A 22,267-nucleotide genomic window follows, 5' to 3' on the forward strand; every position below is an offset into this window, starting at 1 on the left:
AATTGCTAAGGATCGTGTGAAATGCATTTTCGCGCCATAACCCGTATCGTAGGTGTATTGGTCATCTTATTCTCCGGGACAATGTTCCTCCCTGGGCTGGTGGCGTTGATTTACCGCGATGGCGCGGGACGGGCATTTACGCAGACCTTCTTTGTCGCTGTCACTATCGGCCTACTGCTGTGGTGGCCGAACCGTAAACAAAAGCATGAGCTGAAGCCGCGCGAAGGATTTCTGATCGTGGTGCTTTTCTGGACGGTGCTGGGCAGCGTGGGGGCTTTACCCTTCCTGTTTTCTGAGCGGCCCAATCTCTCGCTTACCGATGCATTTTTCGAATCCTTTTCCGGTTTGACCACCACTGGCGCAACGACGCTGGTCGGGTTGGACTCGCTGCCAAAAGCCATTTTGTTCTACCGGCAGATGCTGCAGTGGATGGGCGGGATGGGGATCATCGTGCTGGCGGTCGCTATTTTACCTATTCTCGGCGTCGGCGGGATGCAGCTGTACCGTGCAGAAATGCCGGGGCCGTTGAAAGATAATAAAATGCGTCCGAGGATTGCGGAAACGGCGAAAACACTGTGGCTTATCTATGTGCTGTTGACCTTAGCCTGCGCATTGGCACTGTGGGGGGCCGGGATGTCGGCGTTCGACGCTATTGGTCATAGCTTTTCAACCATCGCCATTGGCGGTTTCTCCACCCACGACGCCAGCATCGGCTATTACGCCAGTCCGACAATTAACACCATCATCGCCGTGTTCCTGCTGATTTCCGGCTGTAACTATGGTTTGCACTTTGCGTTATTGAGCGGCCGCAGCCTTAAAGTGTACTGGCGCGACCCTGAATTCCGCATGTTTATCTTTGTGCAATTGACGCTGGTGGTGGTGTGTTCGGTGATCCTGTGGGGGCATGGCGTCTATCAGTCAGGTATGGAAACGATCAACCAGGCGTTTTTCCAAGTGGTGTCCATGGCGACGACGGCAGGTTTCACGACTGACAGCATCGCCAAATGGCCGCTGTTCTTGCCTATGTTGCTGCTGTGTTCCGCCTTTATCGGCGGCTGCGCCGGTTCTACCGGCGGTGGCTTGAAGGTAATCCGCATTTTACTGCTGTATCTGCAGGGGTCGCGTGAACTGAAAAGGCTGGTGCATCCCAATGCGGTGTATACCATTAAGCTGGGTAACCGTGCGTTACCCGAACGTATATTAGAAGCAGTATGGGGGTTCTTCTCCGCTTACGCGCTGGTGTTTATCGTCAGCATGCTGGCGATTATCGCTACCGGTGTAGATGATTTCTCCGCCTTTGCTGCCGTGACCGCCACGCTGAACAACCTGGGCCCGGGTCTGGGGGTTGTCGCCGATAACTTTACGACTATGCCGCCGCCGGCGAAGTGGATACTGGTGTTGACGATGCTGTTCGGGCGCCTTGAAGTTTTCACACTGCTGGTTCTGTTTACGCCGACCTTCTGGCGTGAATGATCCTAGATAAGGAGTAACGCCATGAAGGCACTGATTCTCTATTCAAGTCGCGATGGGCAGACTCACGCAATCGCTTCTTATATTGCGAACAAACTGCAAGAGGCGATGTGCTGTGATGTGGTCGATCTGCTTCAGGCGGAAAACGTCGATCTCAGGCAGTATCAACGCATCATGATCGGCGCCTCGATTCGCTACGGGCATTTCCATCCTGGGTTGGATAAGTTTGTAAAACGTCATGCTGAACGCCTGAACCAAATGCCGAGCGCCTTTTTCTCAGTCAACCTGACGGCGCGCAAGCCAGACAAGCGTTCACCTCAAACTAATCCTTATACCCGTAAGTTCCTGCTGTCTTCGCCATGGCAACCGACACAGTGTGCGGTCTTTGCCGGCGCGCTGCGTTATCCGCGTTATCGCTGGTTCGACCGTATTATGATTCAGTTCATTATGCGTATGACCGGGGGAGAAACGGATAGCAGTAAAGAAGTGGAGTACACGGATTGGCGTGAGGTCGAGCGCTTTGCCCAGGAATTTCGCCAGCTTTAGTATGAAAAGTGACAAAAACGCTGGCTTGAGCAGCGTTTTGTTGAAAAAGAAGGCAGTTGAAAAGTTTTTTGAAATTAGGGGTTGCGGCGTTCTGAGAACTCCCTATAATGCGCCTCCACTGACCGGGAACAACGACTGACAAGCCGCCGGGTCAGCGAGAAGAAAGCGAAATAAACGCTTGACTCTCCGGGCGAAAGGCGTAGTATACGCAGCCCGCGCCGATGAGAATTATCTCCGGCGATGCTCTTTAACAATTTATCAGACAATCTGTGTGGGCACTCACAAGACGATATCCAGCATCCTCGGATGCAAAAAAATATCAAGTCTTGAAGAGTGACTAACTGAAGTAAAATTCATGCAGTAAATCTTTGAGCAACAGCTATTAACTTAGCGAATCAAGCTTTTAATTGAAGAGTTTGATCATGGCTCAGATTGAACGCTGGCGGCAGGCCTAACACATGCAAGTCGAGCGGCAGCGGAAAGTAGCTTGCTACTTTGCCGGCGAGCGGCGGACGGGTGAGTAATGTCTGGGAAACTGCCCGATGGAGGGGGATAACCACTGGAAACGGTGGCTAATACCGCATAACGTCTTCGGACCAAAGTGGGGGACCTTCGGGCCTCACACCATCGGATGTGCCCAGATGGGATTAGCTAGTAGGTGGGGTAATGGCTCACCTAGGCGACGATCCCTAGCTGGTCTGAGAGGATGACCAGCCACACTGGAACTGAGACACGGTCCAGACTCCTACGGGAGGCAGCAGTGGGGAATATTGCACAATGGGCGCAAGCCTGATGCAGCCATGCCGCGTGTGTGAAGAAGGCCTTCGGGTTGTAAAGCACTTTCAGCGAGGAGGAAGGGTAGTGTCTTAATACGGCATTACATTGACGTTACTCGCAGAAGAAGCACCGGCTAACTCCGTGCCAGCAGCCGCGGTAATACGGAGGGTGCAAGCGTTAATCGGAATTACTGGGCGTAAAGCGCACGCAGGCGGTTTGTTAAGTCAGATGTGAAATCCCCGAGCTTAACTTGGGAACTGCATTTGAAACTGGCAGACTAGAGTCTCGTAGAGGGGGGTAGAATTCCAGGTGTAGCGGTGAAATGCGTAGAGATCTGGAGGAATACCGGTGGCGAAGGCGGCCCCCTGGACGAAGACTGACGCTCAGGTGCGAAAGCGTGGGGAGCAAACAGGATTAGATACCCTGGTAGTCCACGCCGTAAACGATGTCGATTTGGAGGTTGTGCCCTTGAGGCGTGGCTTCCGGAGCTAACGCGTTAAATCGACCGCCTGGGGAGTACGGCCGCAAGGTTAAAACTCAAATGAATTGACGGGGGCCCGCACAAGCGGTGGAGCATGTGGTTTAATTCGATGCAACGCGAAGAACCTTACCTACTCTTGACATCCAGAGAACTTTCCAGAGATGGATTGGTGCCTTCGGGAACTCTGAGACAGGTGCTGCATGGCTGTCGTCAGCTCGTGTTGTGAAATGTTGGGTTAAGTCCCGCAACGAGCGCAACCCTTATCCTTTGTTGCCAGCGGTTCGGCCGGGAACTCAAAGGAGACTGCCAGTGATAAACTGGAGGAAGGTGGGGATGACGTCAAGTCATCATGGCCCTTACGAGTAGGGCTACACACGTGCTACAATGGCGTATACAAAGAGAAGCGAACCTGCGAAGGCAAGCGGACCTCATAAAGTACGTCGTAGTCCGGATTGGAGTCTGCAACTCGACTCCATGAAGTCGGAATCGCTAGTAATCGTAGATCAGAATGCTACGGTGAATACGTTCCCGGGCCTTGTACACACCGCCCGTCACACCATGGGAGTGGGTTGCAAAAGAAGTAGGTAGCTTAACCTTCGGGAGGGCGCTTACCACTTTGTGATTCATGACTGGGGTGAAGTCGTAACAAGGTAACCGTAGGGGAACCTGCGGTTGGATCACCTCCTTACCTAAAGATATCCTGACTGTGCAGTGTCCACACAGATTGTCTGATGAAAAAGTAACGAGCAGAAATACCTTTATAGGCTTGTAGCTCAGGTGGTTAGAGCGCACCCCTGATAAGGGTGAGGTCGGTGGTTCAAGTCCACTCAGGCCTACCAAATTCTTCCTTATGCTGCGTTATGCTCTCGGTACGTTTACCAAAGTAAACTTCCCGGTCGCATGCCTTGCCTAAGAAAGAATTAACTCTTTACGAGTTGGTAATAACAAAGGTATTGCACGCGATTATATGGGGCTATAGCTCAGCTGGGAGAGCGCCTGCCTTGCACGCAGGAGGTCAGCGGTTCGATCCCGCTTAGCTCCACCATATAAGTCCGAAAATCAATACTTCAGAGTATATTGGCAACAGTATGCTGCGAAGTATTTTGCTCTTTAACAATCTGGAACAAGCTGAAAATTGAAACATGGCAGCTGAAACTTGTCCCCCGTAGACGTTCGGGACGAGGAGTAACCTGTCATAGAGTCTCTCAAATGTAGCAATGCGACGATGTCGGAAGACACCTTCGGGTTGTGAGGTTAAGTGACTAAGCGTACACGGTGGATGCCTAGGCAGTCAGAGGCGATGAAGGGCGTGCTAATCTGCGAAAAGCGTCGGTAAGGTGATATGAACCGTTATAACCGACGATACCCGAATGGGGAAACCCAGTGTGTTTCGACACATTATCATGTCATGAATACATAGTGGCATGAGGCGAACCGGGGGAACTGAAACATCTAAGTACCCCGAGGAAAAGAAATCAACCGAGATTCCCCCAGTAGCGGCGAGCGAACGGGGAAGAGCCCAGAACCTGAATCGGCTTGTGTGTCAGTGGAAGCGTCTGGAAAGTCGCACAGTAAAGGGTGATAGTCCCGTACACGAAGATGCACAGGTCGTGAGTTCGATGAGTAGGGCGGGACACGTGTTATCCTGTCTGAATATGGGGGGACCATCCTCCAAGGCTAAATACTCCTGACTGACCGATAGTGAACCAGTACCGTGAGGGAAAGGCGAAAAGAACCCCGGCGAGGGGAGTGAAATAGAACCTGAAACCGTGTACGTACAAGCAGTGGGAGCACCTTCGTGGTGTGACTGCGTACCTTTTGTATAATGGGTCAGCGACTTATATTTTGTAGCAAGGTTAACCGAATAGGGGAGCCGTAGGGAAACCGAGTCTTAACTGGGCGTCTAGTTGCAAGGTATAGACCCGAAACCCGGTGATCTAGCCATGGGCAGGTTGAAGGTTGGGTAACACTAACTGGAGGACCGAACCGACTAATGTTGAAAAATTAGCGGATGACTTGTGGCTGGGGGTGAAAGGCCAATCAAACCGGGAGATAGCTGGTTCTCCCCGAAAGCTATTTAGGTAGCGCCTCGTGAACTCATCTTCGGGGGTAGAGCACTGTTTCGGCTAGGGGGCCATCCCGGCTTACCAAACCGATGCAAACTCCGAATACCGAAGAATGTTATCACGGGAGACACACGGCGGGTGCTAACGTCCGTCGTGAAGAGGGAAACAACCCAGACCGCCAGCTAAGGTCCCAAAGTCATGGTTAAGTGGGAAACGATGTGGGAAGGCACAGACAGCCAGGATGTTGGCTTAGAAGCAGCCATCATTTAAAGAAAGCGTAATAGCTCACTGGTCGAGTCGGCCTGCGCGGAAGATGTAACGGGGCTAAACCATGCACCGAAGCTGCGGCAGCGACACTTAGGTGTTGTTGGGTAGGGGAGCGTTCTGTAAGCCGTTGAAGGTGTGCTGCGAGGCATGCTGGAGGTATCAGAAGTGCGAATGCTGACATAAGTAACGATAATGCGGGTGAAAAACCCGCACGCCGGAAGACCAAGGGTTCCTGTCCAACGTTAATCGGGGCAGGGTGAGTCGACCCCTAAGGCGAGGCTGAAAAGCGTAGTCGATGGGAAACAGGTTAATATTCCTGTACTTGGTGTTACTGCGAAGGGGGGACGGAGAAGGCTAGGCTAGCCGAGCGACGGTTGTCTCGGTTTAAGCGTGTAGGGGGAGTGACCTGGTAAATCCGGTTACTTGTTAACCCTGAGGCGTGATGACGATGCACTACGGTGCAGAAGTAGTTGATGCCAAGCTTCCAGGAAAAGCCTCTAAGCTCCAGGTAACACGAAATCGTACCCCAAACCGACACAGGTGGTCAGGTAGAGAATACCCAGGCGCTTGAGAGAACTCGGGTGAAGGAACTAGGCAAAATGGTGCCGTAACTTCGGGAGAAGGCACGCTGGCGCGTAGGTGAAGTCCCTCGCGGATGGAGCTGAAGCCAGTCGCAGATACCAGCTGGCTGCAACTGTTTAATAAAAACACAGCACTGTGCAAACACGAAAGTGGACGTATACGGTGTGACGCCTGCCCGGTGCCGGAAGGTTAATTGATGGGGTTATGGGTAACCAGAAGCTCTTGATCGAAGCCCCGGTAAACGGCGGCCGTAACTATAACGGTCCTAAGGTAGCGAAATTCCTTGTCGGGTAAGTTCCGACCTGCACGAATGGCGTAATGATGGCCAGGCTGTCTCCACCCGAGACTCAGTGAAATTGAACTCGCTGTGAAGATGCAGTGTACCCGCGGCAAGACGGAAAGACCCCGTGAACCTTTACTATAGCTTGACACTGAACATTGAGCCTTGATGTGTAGGATAGGTGGGAGGCTTTGAAGTGTGGACGCCAGTCTGCATGGAGCCAACCTTGAAATACCACCCTTTAATGTTTGATGTTCTAACTCGGCCCCCTAATCGGGGGTGAGGACAGTGTCTGGTGGGTAGTTTGACTGGGGCGGTCTCCTCCCAAAGAGTAACGGAGGAGCACGAAGGTTAGCTAATCACGGTCGGACATCGTGAGGTTAGTGCAAAGGCATAAGCTAGCTTGACTGCGAGAGTGACGGCTCGAGCAGGTGCGAAAGCAGGTCTTAGTGATCCGGTGGTTCTGAATGGAAGGGCCATCGCTCAACGGATAAAAGGTACTCCGGGGATAACAGGCTGATACCGCCCAAGAGTTCATATCGACGGCGGTGTTTGGCACCTCGATGTCGGCTCATCACATCCTGGGGCTGAAGTAGGTCCCAAGGGTATGGCTGTTCGCCATTTAAAGTGGTACGCGAGCTGGGTTTAGAACGTCGTGAGACAGTTCGGTCCCTATCTGCCGTGGGCGTTGGAAGATTGAGAGGGGTTGCTCCTAGTACGAGAGGACCGGAGTGAACGCACCACTGGTGTTCGGGTTGTCATGCCAATGGCATTGCCCGGTAGCTAAGTGCGGAAAAGATAAGCGCTGAAAGCATCTAAGCGCGAAACTTGCCTCAAGATGAGTCTTCCCTGGGCCTTTAAGGCCCCTGAAGGAACGTTTAAGACTAAGACGTTGATAGGCTGGGTGTGTAAGTGCAGCGATGCATTGAGCTAACCAGTACTAATGAACCGTGAGGCTTAACCTTACAACACCGAAGGTGTTTTAGAGACGCGATTTGATTTTCAGTGAAGTTCCGAGATTGGATTGACTGGCGACGTGGACGCGTTGCGGGTTGATTAAAACAGAATTTGCCTGGCGGCAATAGCGCGGTGGTCCCACCTGACCCCATGCCGAACTCAGAAGTGAAACGCCGTAGCGCCGATGGTAGTGTGGGGTCTCCCCATGCGAGAGTAGGACACTGCCAGGCATCAAACAAAGTAAGAAGCCTCATGCGAAAGCATGAGGCTTTTTGCGTTATTCATCGCTAAATAATCTGTAATATCCATGCCTGGTGACCCAGTAATAATACGTATAGTTGGGTTATTGTTTATTCAGTCGATGTTTATCCATTGGGAAAGCATATAAAGCTGAAATAAATTACTACGCTAATAAACAATGTATTTATACGTTTCCTCTACGACTGTGTTATTAGTCTGATCGCGTGCAGAATAATTTTCTATTGCCATGAGTCTGGAATTATTGCGATATTTCATCCAGATAGATTGAGAGTCACCTTGCTTTGTTTCATGATTTTGCCTGCTACTACGCATTATCAAAAAACAAATAATAGCCACAAAAATTTATTCGAGTAGACTAAGTGCAATTATTCCGGAATGGGTATTCAATATCATGTCTACTGAAAGCGCGTCTTTAAAAAATCACAATACCTTTGCGCTCCCGGTCAATGCAGCGCAATTGGTCATTGCAGAGAACATCGAGTTAATGATTAAGGTCTGGCAGAAGACGAAAAAACGTCAAGAGCCGCTGCTGGTTCTTGGAGAGGGCAGTAATGTCCTGTTTTTAGAAGACTTTGCTGGCACGGTCATGATTAACCGCCTGCACGGTATTAAGGTCAGGGAAGAGCAGGATAGCTGGCATCTTCATGTCAGCGCCGGTGAGAGCTGGCATGAGCTGGTAAAAAGAACGCTCGACGGCGGTATGCCCGGTTTGGAAAATCTGGCTCTGATCCCTGGCTGCGTCGGTTCGGCTCCTATCCAGAATATCGGCGCGTATGGCGTTGAATGGAAAGATGTCTGTGAATACGTCGACCTGCTCAATCTGACGACCGGAGAGATCGATCGGATGGTGCCTGAACGCTGCAACTTTGGCTACCGGGAAAGTATTTTCAAACATCAGTTTAAAGTCGGCTATCTCATCGTTGCCGTCGGTATACGGCTGAATAAACAGTGGCAGCCGCTATTGAGCTATGGCGATCTGACTAAGCTGGATAAAGAGACGGTAACGCCGCATCAGGTATTTGACGCGGTTTGCGCGATGCGTCGCAGTAAACTCCCGGATCCGAGAGAAACCGGCAACGCCGGCAGCTTTTTCAAGAATCCGGTGGTGGAGAAGGAGCAGGCCACAGAACTGTTAGCTGCTTACCCTGCTATGCCGCATTTCCCGCAGGCGGATGGTCGGGTGAAACTGGCCGCAGGGTGGCTGATCGATCAATGCGCGTTAAAAGGCTATCGTATCGGCGGGGCTGCGGTGCATAGTAAGCAGGCGCTGGTGTTGATTAACCAGGATAATGCCGTTAGCCAGGATATCGTTGCGCTGGCGCGCCACGTGCGCAACACGGTTGCAGAGAAGTTTAGCGTCTGGCTTGAACCGGAGGTGCGCTTTATTGCATCGGCAGGTGAAGTAGACGCTGTAGAGGCTATTTCATGAGAGATACGACGGTTCCATTAAAGCTCATCGCCATGCTGGCCGATGGAGATTTCCATTCGGGTGAACAGCTGGGTGAATATTTGGGCATGAGCCGTGCCGCGGTTAACAAGCATATTCAAACCGTCAGAGAGTGGGGCGTAGACGTGTTTACCGTCCCGGGGAAAGGCTACAGCCTGCCGGCGCCGATTCAACTGCTGGAAGCGCAGCGTATTACAGCATTGCTGGATGAGAAGCAGGTGACGGTATTGCCGGTAGTGGATTCAACCAACCAGTATTTGCTCGATCGTATCGCCAGTTTGCAATCCGGCGATGCCTGTGTGGCAGAATATCAGCAGGCGGGGCGAGGTCGTCGCGGGCGCCAGTGGGTGTCTCCGTTCGGTGCCAACCTCTATTTGTCGATGTTTTGGCGTTTGGAGCAGGGACCGGCGGCGGCGATTGGCCTTAGTCTGGTGATCGGCATCGTGATGACCGAGGTGCTGCAGCGTTTGGGGGCAGAAAAAGTCCGGGTGAAGTGGCCGAATGATCTTTACCTGAATGACCGAAAACTGGCGGGTATTCTCGTTGAATTGACCGGTAAAACCGGCGATGCTGCACAGATTGTGATCGGCGCCGGTATCAACCTGGCAATGCGGGATACGCAGAGCGACAGTATTAATCAGGGTTGGATTAACCTGCAGGAGGCAGGGATTGCTATCGATCGCAATGAGCTTGCCGCTACGTTACTCAATGAGATGCGTCAGTCATTGCGGCAGTTTGAAAGTGAAGGACTGTCGCCTTTCATTGCACGTTGGCGTGAGCTGGATAACTTTATCGATCGTCCGGTCAAACTCTTGATTGGTGAGCAGCAGGTCCTGGGGATTGCGCGCGGCATCGATCAGCAGGGTGCATTGCTGCTTGAACAGGATGGCGTGATCAAACCCTTTATCGGCGGTGAGATCTCATTACGCAGTGCCGAGTGATCGTGTAGCCAGCAGGGGACACGGTTGTCCCCTGCAAAACGCTACTTTCTAAGGCGCACATGCTCGACGGCATGATTGGCGCTTTTTGTCATGATCAGACTGGCGCGCTCGCGCGTCGGCAGAATGTTCTGTTGTAAATTCAAGCCATTAATCTCATTCCATAGCTGAGTGGCGATTTTCACCGCTTCACTCTCCGAGAGTTTGGCATAGTTATGGAAATAGGAGCTTGGGTTGGAGAATGCGCCCTGGCGGAACTTCAGGAAGCGGTTGATATACCAGGTTTGCAGCAGCTCGGCAGGTGCATCGACGTAAATAGAGAAATCGACAAAATCTGAGACAAAGACGTGGTGTGGGTCGTGCGGATAGTCCATGCCGCTTTGCAGAACGTTCAGGCCTTCCAGAATCAGAATATCCGGCTGTTCAATGACCTTATTGCCATCGGGCACGACGTCATAAATCAGGTGTGAGTAAACCGGTGCGGTGACGCGTTTAGCGCCTGATTTCACTTCTGAGACAAATTTCACCAGGCTATGCATGTCGTAAGACTGCGGGAAGCCTTTCTTTTTCATCAGACCGCGTTCGTTCAGTACTCTGTTGGGGTGCAGGAAGCCATCGGTGGTGACCAGTTCAACGCTGCGATGTTCCGGCCAGCTGCTAAGCAGCGCCTGCAGCAGACGTGCGGTGGTGCTTTTACCTACGGCAACGCTGCCGGCGATGCCGATCACATAGGGAATTTTCTGCCCGTCGGTGCCAAGAAATTGCTCCAGAACGGCCTGACGGCGTAGATTGGAACTGATGTAAAAGTTCAACAGTCGCGACAAGGGGAGGTAGATCTGCGCGACTTCCTCTAAAGAGAGATCTTCGTTAATCCCTTTCAGTTTAACAATTTCTTCTTCTGATAACGTCAGCGGCACCGAATCTCGCAACGCAGCCCATTGGGTACGATCGAACTGTAGGTACGGCGTTGCTAAAGATTGATCTCTTTTTATCATAAGCCAAATTCTGCCTGTTAACGCAGGTTGGGAAAGGCGCCGGACGCCAACTCCAGATAATAAACAAGCTGCATATTATAGACAGCTTCGTTTTTGGCGTAGACTTTTTTCAACTTTGTTGTCGATTGCGGTGAGAGAATGGTAATTGTGCGAACGGGCACGCACTTGTGAATGCGTGCGTTGCAAGGCGATATCAGAGAAAAGTAATGATACCGCGCGGGGTTCAGCTGGCCAATGAGCGGGATGCCGGATTGACCGCGAACAGTCGCTTATAGTAAATCACGGTAGGGTGGTAATAACCATCTGGGGTGGCGGCGTAGTCCGGCAGTTCTCCGAGGCAGTGGTACCCCATGGCACGATACAGCGATTCGGCGATGCTGCCAGCTTGCGTATCGAGATAGAGCAGGCCGCGCTGATGCTGTAGCGCCGTATTTTCCACGGTTTTCATCAGCGTGCGGCCGATGCCTTGACGACGCGCCTGGCTGTGCACCAGGAGCTTTTGAACCTCTGCGCGGTTGCGCCCATTGGGTTTTTGGCACAGTTCCAGCTGCACACAACCGGTAACACCGCTTTCGTCTCTGGCAATCCATAACAGCAGCTCGCCTTTCGCCAGCGCCGGGCGCAGGCCGTGGAAGTAGCTGGCCGCCTCTTCTGGCGTAATGTCCTCGGTATAGCCGATTGATGCGCCCCCTTTTACGGCATCCAGCAGCAGTGCTGCCAACTCGCTGCGGTAGACCGGTAGCGTACTGGCATTTATCGGTACAATTTTCATCAACAACTCCTTGGTTAATGCGGGTAAGAAACCCATGCAATAAGCACGCCAACCGTCCGAAGCCACTGCTGATACGTCAACGGGGTGACGTACGTTTGCGCGTCTGCACCATCATGGGGCGCCATGCTCGCTGATGATGCAGGCGTTGAAGAAAGGGGGAGACACCGTCAGTTGATCGCACTGAGCCGGCCGACACGCAGAAACATCGGCTCAAGACTTGCAAAAAGCGGATGAAATTGTACAGAATGGTCGTCGCGTTTGATGGTTATTTGCGCGCGGAGCGAGCTGAATCCGCTGCAAAATGCAAAAATCGACTGTTTTATGAGCGAAAGTGCGCAGAACGCAATTTTTTTGTTGCATAGCCCGCGCTCTCTACCTAGAATGCGCTGCACTTGATGCCGGCTTAGCTCAGTAGGTAGAGCAACTGACTTGTAATCAGTAGGTCACCAGTTCGATTCCGGTAGCCGGCACCATCAAGTACCTGTAGTTAAAATCTGGTGGGGTTCCCGAGCGGCCAAAGGGAGCAGACTGTAAATCTGCCGTCACAGACTTCGAAGGTTCGAATCCTTCCCCCACCACCATTTTTAACCTTGTTAGCAAGGTTAAACCGCACGGCAGCCAGTATGATGAATGCCGGGCGGGGAAGGTAAACCGGTTTGCACAGCGTGTTTAAGGCTGTACAAAACGAAGGGTGAGGAATTCAGCGACCAACCGTCCTTTCCCCATCCCAATATCTGCAGAAAAATCAGGTAGCCGAGTTCCAGGATGCGGGCATCGTATAATGGCTATTACCTCAGCCTTCCAAGCTGATGATGTGGGTTCGATTCCCACTGCCCGCTCCAAGATGTGCTGATATAGCTCAGTTGGTAGAGCGCACCCTTGGTAAGGGTGAGGTCGGCAGTTCGAATCTGCCTATCAGCACCACTTCTTATTTTCTCGCCCCCTGATTCTCTTTCTGTTCTGAATTCAGCAAGCATTAAGCTTGGTTGATGTGGTGATACCACCGATTTATCCGTGTCTTAGAGGGACAATCGATGTCTAAAGAAAAGTTTGAACGTACAAAACCGCACGTTAACGTCGGTACTATCGGCCACGTTGACCATGGTAAAACAACGCTGACCGCTGCAATCACTACCGTACTGTCTAAAACCTACGGCGGTGCTGCTCGCGCTTTCGACCAGATCGATAACGCGCCAGAAGAAAAAGCTCGTGGTATCACCATCAACACTTCTCACGTTGAGTATGACACCCCGACTCGTCACTACGCGCACGTTGACTGCCCAGGGCACGCCGACTACGTGAAAAACATGATCACCGGTGCAGCGCAGATGGACGGCGCAATCCTGGTAGTAGCAGCGACTGACGGCCCAATGCCTCAGACCCGTGAGCACATCCTGCTGGGCCGCCAGGTAGGCGTACCTTACATCATCGTATTCATGAACAAATGCGACATGGTAGATGATGAAGAGCTGCTGGAACTGGTAGAGATGGAAGTTCGCGAACTGCTGTCTGCTTACGATTTCCCTGGCGACGACCTGCCGGTAATCCGTGGTTCCGCGCTGAAAGCGCTGGAAGGCGAAGCCGAGTGGGAAGCGAAGATTGTTGAGCTGGCAGAAGCGCTGGACAGCTACATCCCAGAGCCAGAGCGTGCTGTAGACAAGCCGTTCCTGCTGCCAATCGAAGACGTCTTCTCCATCTCCGGTCGTGGTACCGTTGTTACCGGTCGTGTAGAGCGCGGTATCATCAAAGTCGGTGAAGAAGTTGAAATCGTTGGTATCAAAGACACCGTTAAGTCTACCTGTACTGGCGTAGAAATGTTCCGCAAACTGCTGGACGAAGGCCGTGCTGGTGAGAACGTAGGTGTTCTGCTGCGTGGTATCAAGCGTGAAGAAATCGAACGTGGTCAGGTACTGGCGAAGCCAGGTTCAATCAAGCCGCACACCCAGTTCGAATCTGAAGTGTACATTCTGTCCAAAGACGAAGGCGGCCGTCATACTCCGTTCTTCAAAGGCTACCGTCCACAGTTCTACTTCCGTACAACTGACGTGACCGGTACCATCGAACTGCCAGAAGGCGTAGAGATGGTAATGCCAGGCGACAACGTGAACATGGTAGTAACCCTGATTCACCCAATCGCGATGGACGACGGTCTGCGTTTCGCAATCCGTGAAGGCGGCCGTACCGTAGGCGCGGGTGTTGTTGCTAAAGTTATCGCTTAATCGCTGATAACATTTGACGCGACACGCGGTAAAAGGGCATCATTTGATGCCCTTTTTCTACGCTGTGAACTAGAACCTATCTCATCAGCGATTTTACGTTCATAATCATTGGTGAGATGGGCTCTTAAAAGCGTATTGACAGGGTACGTCATCGCGTAAAACACCGAATGCTGTTTGAAGAGCATCTAATCGGTTTGGTTTGCCTCGCAATGCGAGGCAAAGTTGTTTGTTCTGAATCATAAGTGACAGGTTGGTTTATGAGTGCGAATACCGAGGCTCAAGGGAGCGGGCGCGGCCTGGAAGTGATGAAGTGGCTAATCGTCGCCGTTCTGTTGGTTGTGGCTATTGTCGGTAACTATTACTACCGCGATTTCAGCCTGCCATTGCGTGCGCTGGCTGTGGTTGTGGTGATTGCTATTGCGGGCGCCATCGCCCTGATGACGACCAAAGGTAAAGCCACCGTAGCGTTCGCGCGTGAAGCGCGTACCGAAGTACGTAAAGTGATTTGGCCAACGCGCCAGGAAACGCTGCACACCACATTGATCGTTGCCGCGGTAACTGCCGTGATGTCTTTGATTCTGTGGGGGCTGGATGGCGTTCTGGTCCGTCTGGTATCGTTTATTACTGGCCTGAGGTTCTAAAATGTCTGAAGCTCCAAAAAAACGTTGGTACGTCGTTCAGGCGTTTTCTGGTTTTGAAGGTCGCGTAGCGCAATCGCTGCGTGAACACATCAAACTGCACGATATGGAAGAGCTGTTCGGCGAAGTCATGGTGCCTACGGAAGAAGTGGTTGAAATCCGTGGTGGTCAGCGTCGTAAGAGCGAACGCAAATTCTTCCCGGGTTACGTGCTGGTTCAAATGGTGATGAACGATGCCAGCTGGCACTTGGTGCGCAGCGTTCCGCGCGTGATGGGCTTTATTGGCGGTACGTCGGATCGCCCTGCGCCAATCAGCGACAAAGAAGTTGACGCCATCATGAACCGCCTGCAGCAGGTTGGCGATAAGCCACGTCCGAAAACGCTGTTCGAACCGGGTGAACTGGTGCGCGTTAACGACGGTCCGTTTGCTGACTTTAACGGCGTGGTGGAAGAAGTGGATTACGAAAAGAGCCGCCTGAAGGTTTCCGTTTCCATCTTCGGTCGTGCAACGCCGGTAGAACTGGACTTCAGCCAGGTGGAGAAAGGCTGATCGTTTAATCATCAGCTATCCGGGCTTTACGTCTTGTATGAGGCGCGAAATTAAACTATAATTTCGCGCCTTTTGTTTTTAGAGGCCTTGCTCATTGGTTTGAGCGGGGTGAAACACGGGGAGCCTCTTGCGAGGCGATACTACCCATACGAGGAAATTTCAATGGCCAAGAAAGTACAAGCCTACGTTAAGCTGCAGGTTGCAGCTGGTATGGCTAACCCGAGCCCGCCAGTCGGTCCAGCTCTGGGTCAGCAAGGTGTTAACATCATGGAATTCTGTAAGGCGTTCAATGCTAAGACTGACAGCATTGAAAAAGGCCTGCCGATCCCGGTTGTTATTACCGTTTATTCTGATCGCTCCTTCACCTTCGTTACCAAAACTCCGCCAGCAGCAGTTCTGCTGAAAAAAGCGGCTGGTATCAAGTCTGGTTCTGGCAAGCCGAACAAAGACAAAGTCGGTAAAGTGACCAGTGCTCAGGTACGTGAAATCGCAGAAACCAAAGCTGCGGACATGACTGGTTCCGACGTTGAAGCGATGATTCGCTCCATCGAAGGTACTGCTCGTTCCATGGGCCTGGTAGTGGAGGATTAATAGATGGCTAAGCTGACCAAGCGCATGCGCGTGATCCGTGACAAAGTTGATGCTACTAAACAGTATGACATCACCGAAGCTGTTGCTCTGCTGAAAGAGCTGGCCACCGCTAAATTCGTAGAAAGCGTAGACGTTGCCGTTAACCTGGGCATCGACGCGCGTAAATCTGATCAAAACGTTCGCGGCGCTACCGTTCTGCCACACGGCACCGGTCGCAGCGTACGCGTTGCCGTCTTCGCTCAAGGCCCTAACGCTGAAGCTGCAAAAGCAGCTGGCGCAGAGCTGGTAGGCATGGAAGATCTGGCCGATCAGATCAAGAAAGGCGAAATGAACTTTGACGTTGTTATCGCATCTCCAGATGCAATGCGCGTTGTTGGCCAACTGGGCCAGGTTCTGGGTCCACGTGGCCTGATGCCAAACCCGAAAGTGGGTACCGTTACGCCGAACGTTGCTGAAGCAGTGAAAAACGCTAAAGCAGGTCAGATTCGTTACCGTAACGACAAAAACGGCATCATCCATACCACTATCGGTAAGGTTGATTTCGAAGCAGCTCAGCTGAAAGAAAACCTGGAAGCCCTGCTGGTTGCGCTGAAAAAAGCGAAACCATCTCAGGCTAAAGGCGTTTACATCAAGAAAGTTAGCCTCTCCACCACCATGGGTGCTGGCGTTGCTATCGATCAGAGCGGCCTGACTGCTGTAGCGAGCTAATCGTTTAGACGATTAATCGCTTTGACTTGGGGCATATTTTCGCCTAGAATCTTATGCCCCAAGGTTCTGCCGTTTTTATCGGCGGAACACAAGAATTTTCGGTTGGAGCCTGGCCTAATCCAGGCCTCCGTCCAAGACCGCAGGTGTATCGCAAGATACTTAATTTTCCTGCGTAGACGGTGACAGAGCCTAAAGAAATTTTTTATAAAAGAATGTCTTTGCTGGATTCTGCTCACCGTGTTAAGCCGCTTGATCTGCTGTTTCGGCAGCGATTAAGTGAAGTGAGTTCCGGGGATGTTCCCCGGCTAATCCAGGAGCAAAAAGCTAATGGCATTAAATCTTCAAGACAAACAAGCGATTGTTGCTGAAGTCAACGAAGTAGCCAAAGGCGCGCTGTCTGCGGTTGTTGCGGATTCCCGCGGCGTTACCGTAGGTAAAATGACTGAACTGCGTAAAGCAGGTCGTGAAGCTGGCGTTTACATGCGTGTTGTTCGCAACACCCTGATGCGTCGCGTTGTTGAAGGCACTCCGTTCGAATGCCTGAAAGACACGTTTGTCGGTCCAACCTTGATTGCATTCTCTACTGAACACCCGGGCGCTGCTGCTCGTCTGTTCAAAGAGTTCGCGAAAGCGAATGCAGAGTTCGAGGTTAAAGCTGCGGCCTTTGAAGGTGAGCTGATCCCTGCGGCGCAAATCGACCGCCTGGCAACGCTGCCAACTTACGAAGAAGCAATCGCACGCCTGATGTCGACCATGAAAGAAGCCGCTGCCGGCAAACTGGTTCGTACTCTGGCTGCTGTGCGCGATCAGAAAGAAGCTGCATAAGCCGCTCTTTCTTAGCCTTTGCTAACGTATTTAAACTATTTCTGAATCTTAGGAACAATTGTTATGTCTATCACTAAAGACCAAATCCTGGAAGCAGTAGCTGCTATGTCCGTAATGGACGTTGTTGAGCTGGTTTCCGCTATGGAAGAAAAATTCGGTGTTTCTGCTGCTGCTGCTGTAGCTGTTGCTGCTGGCGGTGCTGCTGAAGCTGCTGAAGAGAAAACTGAATTCGACGTTATCCTGAAAGCTGCAGGCGCTAACAAAGTTGCTGTTATCAAAGCAGTACGTGGCGCTACCGGCCTGGGTCTGAAAGAAGCTAAAGACCTGGTTGAATCTGCTCCAGCCGCTCTGAAAGAAGGCGTGAGCAAAGATGACGCTGAAGCTCTGAAAAAATCCCTGGAAGAAGCTGGCGCTGAAGTTGAAGTTAAATAAGCCAACCCTTCCGGTTGCAGCCTAAGCGATTAGGCTGATGGCTGGTGACTTTTTAGTCACCAGCCTTTTTGCGCTGTAGGGCGCCAGTAGCGTTTCACACTGTTTGGCTACTGGATTGCCTCCCAATATTTGTTTCTATCGACGACTTAATATACTGCAGCTGTGCGCTCCAGGAGTTCTGGGGGCAGGTGCAATGAAATGGTTTAAGAGTGATAGCAAGAGGTATTGCGGAAAGTGTCCTCGCTTTCCGGTCGACAAAATAGTGTTGCATGAACTGTCCTAATCGGACGGACAGAGAGGTTCTACTTTTCAGCGAGCTGAGGAACCCTATGGTTTACTCCTATACCGAGAAAAAACGTATTCGTAAGGATTTTGGTAAGCGTCCACAAGTGTTGGATGTGCCATATCTCCTTTCTATCCAGCTTGACTCGTTCCAGAAGTTTATCGAGCAAGATCCAGAAGGGCAGTACGGCCTTGAAGCCGCCTTCCGTTCTGTATTCCCAATCCAGAGCTACAGTGGCAATTCGGAGCTGCAATACGTTAGCTACCGTCTTGGTGAGCCGGTGTTCGACGTCAAAGAGTGCCAGATTCGTGGTGTGACGTTCTCTGCACCGCTGCGCGTTAAACTGCGCCTGGTCATCTATGAGCGAGAAGCACCAGAAGGTACGGTCAAAGACATCAAGGAACAAGAAGTCTACATGGGCGAGATTCCGCTCATGACCGAAAACGGTACCTTTGTTATTAACGGTACTGAGAGGGTTATCGTATCCCAGCTGCACCGTAGTCCTGGCGTATTCTTCGACAGCGATAAGGGTAAAACCCACTCTTCGGGTAAAGTGCTGTATAACGCACGCATCATCCCTTACCGCGGTTCCTGGTTGGACTTCGAGTTTGACCCGAAAGACAACCTGTTCGTGCGTATCGACCGCCGTCGTAAACTGCCGGCCTCGATCATTCTGCGCGCGCTGAACTACACCTCAGAACAGATCCTTGACCTGTTCTTCGAGAAAGTTGTTTTCGAAATCCGCGACAACAAGCTGCAGATGGAGCTGGTTCCTGAGCGTCTGCGTGGTGAGACCGCTTCGTTTGATATCGAAGCCAACGGCAAAATCTACGTTGAGAAAGGCCGTCGCATCACCGCTCGCCATATCCGTCAGCTTGAAAAAGACGATATCAAGAGTATCGAAGTGCCGGTTGAGTACATCGCGGGCAAAGTGGTCGCCAAAGACTACATCGATACCAATACCGGCGAACTGATCTGCTCCGCTAACATGGAGCTGTCGCTGGATCTGCTGGCGAAGCTGAGCCAGTCTGGTCACAAGCGTATCGAAACGCTGTTCACCAACGATCTGGATCACGGCGCCTACATCTCCGAGACGCTGCGTGTCGACCCGACCAATGACCGCCTGAGCGCGCTGGTTGAGATCTACCGCATGATGCGTCCTGGCGAGCCACCGACGCGTGAAGCAGCAGAAAGCCTGTTCGAGAACCTGTTCTTCTCCGAAGACCGCTACGATCTGTCCGCGGTCGGCCGTATGAAGTTCAACCGTTCTCTGCTGCGCGACGAGATCGAAGGTTCAGGTATCCTGAGCCAGGAAGACATCATCGATGTGATGAAGAAGCTCATCGACATCCGTAACGGTAAAGGCGAAGTGGACGATATCGACCACCTCGGCAACCGTCGCATCCGCTCCGTGGGCGAAATGGCTGAGAACCAGTTCCGCGTAGGTCTGGTGCGCGTTGAGCGTGCGGTGAAAGAGCGTCTGTCTCTGGGCGACCTGGACACCCTGATGCCTCAGGACATGATCAACGCCAAGCCGATTTCGGCGGCGGTGAAAGAGTTCTTCGGCTCAAGCCAGCTGTCCCAGTTTATGGACCAGAACAACCCGCTGTCCGAGATCACGCACAAGCGTCGTATCTCCGCACTGGGCCCGGGCGGTCTGACCCGTGAGCGTGCCGGCTTCGAAGTACGTGACGTACACCCAACCCACTACGGTCGTGTATGTCCAATCGAAACCCCGGAAGGCCCGAACATCGGTCTGATCAACTCCCTGTCCGTGTACGCACAGACTAACGAGTATGGCTTCCTGGAAACCCCGTACCGCCGCGTGCGTGACGGCGTGGTTACCGATGAAATCAATTACCTGTCCGCCATTGAAGAAGGCAACTTTGTTATCGCCCAGGCTAACTCCAACCTGGATGATGACGGCCGCTTCGTGGAAGATCTGGTCACCTGCCGTAGCAAGGGCGAATCCAGCCTGTTCAGCCGCGATCAGGTTGACTATATGGACGTTTCCACCCAGCAGGTTGTATCCGTTGGTGCGTCTCTGATTCCATTCCTGGAACACGATGACGCCAACCGTGCATTGATGGGTGCGAACATGCAACGTCAGGCGGTGCCAACCCTGCGTGCTGACAAGCCGTTGGTCGGTACCGGTATGGAACGCGCAGTAGCGGTTGACTCCGGCGTAACCGCCGTTGCCAAACGCGGCGGTGTGATCCAGTACGTGGATGCTTCCCGTATCGTTATCAAAGTTAACGAAGACGAGATGTACCCGGGCGAAGCAGGCATCGACATTTATAACCTGACCAAGTACACCCGTTCCAACCAGAACACCTGCATCAACCAGATGCCGTGTGTCAACCTGGGCGAGCCTATCGAGCGCGGCGACGTGCTGGCAGACGGCCCGTCTACCGATCTGGGTGAACTGGCGCTGGGTCAGAACATGCGTGTGGCGTTCATGCCTTGGAACGGTTACAACTTCGAAGACTCCATCTTGGTGTCCGAACGCGTAGTCCAGGAAGACCGCTTCACCACCATCCATATTCAGGAACTGGCTTGCGTGTCGCGCGACACCAAACTGGGGCCTGAAGAGATCACCGCCGATATCCCTAACGTGGGTGAAGCTGCGCTCTCTAAACTGGATGAATCCGGTATCGTATACATCGGTGCGGAAGTGACCGGCGGCGACATTCTGGTTGGTAAGGTAACGCCGAAAGGCGAGACCCAGCTGACGCCAGAAGAGAAACTGCTGCGTGCGATCTTCGGTGAGAAAGCGTCCGATGTGAAAGACTCTTCTCTGCGTGTGCCGAACGGCGTTTCCGGTACCGTTATCGACGTACAGGTCTTTACCCGCGATGGCGTGGAAAAAGACAAGCGTGCGCTCGAAATCGAAGAGATGCAGCTGAAGCAGGCGAAGAAAGACCTGACTGAAGAACTGCAGATCCTGGAAGCCGGTCTGTTTGCGCGTATCCACGCGGTGCTGGTTGCCGGCGGCGTTGAAGCTGACAAGCTGAGCCAACTGCCGCGCGATCGCTGGCTGGAACTGGGCCTGACCGACGAAGAGAAGCAAAACCAGCTGGAGCAGCTGGCCGAGCAGTACGACGAACTGAAAGCCGACTTCGAGAAGAAACTGGAAGCCAAGCGTCGTAAGATCACCCAAGGCGACGATCTGGCACCTGGCGTGCTGAAAATCGTCAAGGTGTACCTGGCGGTTAAACGTCAGATCCAGCCGGGTGATAAAATGGCAGGTCGCCACGGTAACAAGGGTGTTATCTCCAAGATCAACCCGATCGAAGATATGCCTTACGATGAAAACGGCACGCCGGTAGACATCGTACTGAACCCGCTGGGCGTACCATCACGTATGAACATCGGTCAGATCCTGGAAACCCACCTGGGTATGGCGGCGAAAGGCATTGGTGAGAAGATCAACCAGATGCTCAAGCAGCAGCAGGAAGTGGCCAAACTGCGTGAATTCATCCAGAAAGCCTACGATCTGGGTGACGACGTTTGCCAGAAAGTCGACCTGAACACCTTCAGCGATGACGAAGTGATGCGTCTGGCAGAGAACCTGAAAAAAGGTATGCCAATCGCAACGCCGGTGTTCGATGGTGCGAGAGAGACTGAAATCAAGAAACTGCTGGAAATGGGCGGTATCCCGACCTCCGGTCAGATTACGCTGTTCGATGGCCGTACCGGCGAGCAATTTGAGCGCCAGGTAACCGTAGGCTATATGTACATGCTGAAACTGAACCACCTGGTTGACGATAAAATGCACGCTCGTTCAACCGGTTCTTACAGCCTGGTTACGCAGCAGCCTCTGGGTGGTAAAGCGCAGTTCGGTGGCCAACGCTTCGGTGAGATGGAAGTGTGGGCGCTGGAAGCATACGGCGCAGCTTATACCCTGCAGGAAATGCTTACCGTTAAGTCGGATGACGTTAACGGCCGTACCAAGATGTACAAAAACATCGTGGATGGCGACCACCGTATGGAACCGGGCATGCCGGAATCCTTCAACGTATTGTTGAAAGAGATCCGCTCGCTGGGTATCAACATCGAACTGGAAGACGAGTAATCGGCTTTCAGCCTCAGGCTCCTCGCCTAGGAGCCTGAGCGTGGTTGTTCAGGTCACACGGGAAGAGGCGATGTTTGCCTCTTCCCAACAGGTTTAACTCCGACAGG

Annotated in this window: 14 protein-coding genes, 6 tRNA genes and 3 rRNA genes; 21 read left to right on the plus strand and 2 right to left on the minus strand. The window is 52.4% G+C overall.

The features are described 5' to 3' along the window. Window positions 1-21 precede the first annotated feature (21 nt). The 9 genes from trkH (at window position 22) to birA (ending at window position 10,075) form a co-directional block, all read left to right on the plus strand. Window positions 22-1,473, plus strand: a complete 1,452-nt coding sequence (gene trkH / locus TAN611_RS01145) for a Trk system potassium transporter TrkH (RefSeq protein ID WP_105229420.1) — start codon at window positions 22-24, stop codon at window positions 1,471-1,473. 21 nt (window positions 1,474-1,494) lie between these two features. Continuing rightward, entirely contained in the window at window positions 1,495-2,016 is a 522-nt protein-coding gene (hemG, locus tag TAN611_RS01150) for a menaquinone-dependent protoporphyrinogen IX dehydrogenase (protein WP_105229421.1), read from the plus strand. A gap of 404 nt (window positions 2,017-2,420) precedes the next feature. After that, a 16S ribosomal RNA gene (locus TAN611_RS01155) occupies window positions 2,421-3,962 on the plus strand. A gap of 74 nt (window positions 3,963-4,036) precedes the next feature. Continuing rightward, window positions 4,037-4,113 (plus strand) — tRNA-Ile (locus tag TAN611_RS01160). 130 nt (window positions 4,114-4,243) lie between these two features. Beyond that, window positions 4,244-4,319 (plus strand) — tRNA-Ala (locus tag TAN611_RS01165). A 207-nt stretch (window positions 4,320-4,526) separates the two neighbouring features. Next, window positions 4,527-7,434, plus strand: a 23S ribosomal RNA gene (locus tag TAN611_RS01170). Window positions 7,435-7,540: 106 nt separating this feature from the next. Beyond that, window positions 7,541-7,656 (plus strand): 5S ribosomal RNA (rrf, locus tag TAN611_RS01175). The 16S, 23S and 5S rRNA genes sit together here with 2 tRNA genes alongside, the layout of an rRNA operon. A 422-nt stretch (window positions 7,657-8,078) precedes the next feature. Continuing rightward, window positions 8,079-9,116: a UDP-N-acetylmuramate dehydrogenase gene (gene murB / locus TAN611_RS01180; protein ID WP_105229422.1), complete on the plus strand. Its 1,038-nt coding sequence runs from the start codon at window positions 8,079-8,081 to the stop codon at window positions 9,114-9,116. Next, window positions 9,113-10,075, plus strand: a complete 963-nt coding sequence (birA, locus tag TAN611_RS01185; RefSeq protein WP_197951013.1) for a bifunctional biotin--[acetyl-CoA-carboxylase] ligase/biotin operon repressor BirA — start codon at window positions 9,113-9,115, stop codon at window positions 10,073-10,075. The genes murB and birA overlap by 4 nt, the downstream gene beginning before the upstream one ends. 41 nt (window positions 10,076-10,116) lie before the next feature. Here the strand turns inward: birA and coaA are convergent, their stop codons facing one another. Both coaA and TAN611_RS01195 read right to left on the minus strand, forming a co-directional pair. Further along, a complete protein-coding gene (gene coaA, locus TAN611_RS01190) occupies window positions 10,117-11,067 on the minus strand; it encodes a type I pantothenate kinase (RefSeq protein ID WP_197951015.1) in 951 nt (316 codons plus the stop codon). 223 nt (window positions 11,068-11,290) lie between these two features. Beyond that, window positions 11,291-11,839 (minus strand): GNAT family N-acetyltransferase, encoded by a 549-nt coding sequence (locus tag TAN611_RS01195; RefSeq protein ID WP_105229425.1) that lies wholly within the window; start codon window positions 11,837-11,839, stop codon window positions 11,291-11,293. Window positions 11,840-12,236: 397 nt separating this feature from the next. On the opposite strand from TAN611_RS01195, the gene TAN611_RS01200 reads away from it, so the two are divergent. From TAN611_RS01200 to rpoB, 12 genes are all read left to right on the plus strand, one after another. Then, window positions 12,237-12,312: transfer RNA gene (locus TAN611_RS01200), tRNA-Thr, on the plus strand. A gap of 23 nt (window positions 12,313-12,335) precedes the next feature. Next, window positions 12,336-12,420: transfer RNA gene (locus TAN611_RS01205), tRNA-Tyr, on the plus strand. 186 nt (window positions 12,421-12,606) lie between these two features. Continuing rightward, window positions 12,607-12,681 (plus strand) — tRNA-Gly (locus TAN611_RS01210). Between the two features lie 6 nt (window positions 12,682-12,687). Continuing rightward, window positions 12,688-12,763 (plus strand) — tRNA-Thr (locus TAN611_RS01215). 110 nt (window positions 12,764-12,873) lie between these two features. Next, window positions 12,874-14,058 carry an elongation factor Tu gene (gene tuf / locus TAN611_RS01220; protein ID WP_105229426.1) on the plus strand — a complete coding sequence of 395 codons (1,185 nt, stop codon included), beginning with the start codon at window positions 12,874-12,876 and terminating at the stop codon, window positions 14,056-14,058. A 257-nt stretch (window positions 14,059-14,315) separates the two neighbouring features. Next, the gene (gene secE, locus TAN611_RS01225; protein WP_105229427.1) at window positions 14,316-14,699 is read left to right on the plus strand and encodes a preprotein translocase subunit SecE; all 384 of its coding nucleotides are present in this window, start codon (window positions 14,316-14,318) and stop codon (window positions 14,697-14,699) included. A 1-nt stretch (window position 14,700) separates the two neighbouring features. Then, entirely contained in the window at window positions 14,701-15,246 is a 546-nt protein-coding gene (gene nusG / locus TAN611_RS01230; protein ID WP_004929914.1) for a transcription termination/antitermination protein NusG, read from the plus strand. 162 nt (window positions 15,247-15,408) lie between these two features. Further along, window positions 15,409-15,837, plus strand: a complete 429-nt coding sequence (gene rplK / locus TAN611_RS01235) for a 50S ribosomal protein L11 (RefSeq protein ID WP_004089458.1) — start codon at window positions 15,409-15,411, stop codon at window positions 15,835-15,837. Between the two features lie 3 nt (window positions 15,838-15,840). Then, window positions 15,841-16,545, plus strand: coding sequence for a 50S ribosomal protein L1 (gene rplA, locus TAN611_RS01240; protein WP_105229428.1), 705 nt, complete (start codon window positions 15,841-15,843; stop codon window positions 16,543-16,545). A gap of 327 nt (window positions 16,546-16,872) precedes the next feature. Next, window positions 16,873-17,370: a 50S ribosomal protein L10 gene (gene rplJ / locus TAN611_RS01245; RefSeq protein WP_015344224.1), complete on the plus strand. Its 498-nt coding sequence runs from the start codon at window positions 16,873-16,875 to the stop codon at window positions 17,368-17,370. A 63-nt stretch (window positions 17,371-17,433) separates the two neighbouring features. Then, entirely contained in the window at window positions 17,434-17,802 is a 369-nt protein-coding gene (gene rplL / locus TAN611_RS01250) for a 50S ribosomal protein L7/L12 (RefSeq protein ID WP_015344225.1), read from the plus strand. Between the two features lie 329 nt (window positions 17,803-18,131). Further along, entirely contained in the window at window positions 18,132-22,160 is a 4,029-nt protein-coding gene (rpoB, locus tag TAN611_RS01255; protein ID WP_105229429.1) for a DNA-directed RNA polymerase subunit beta, read from the plus strand. The last annotated feature ends 107 nt before the right edge of the window (window positions 22,161-22,267 follow it).

The sequence above is a fragment of the Serratia sp. Tan611 genome (assembly GCF_905188235.1).
GTDB classification, from domain to species: domain Bacteria; phylum Pseudomonadota; class Gammaproteobacteria; order Enterobacterales; family Enterobacteriaceae; genus Serratia_B; species Serratia_B rhizosphaerae.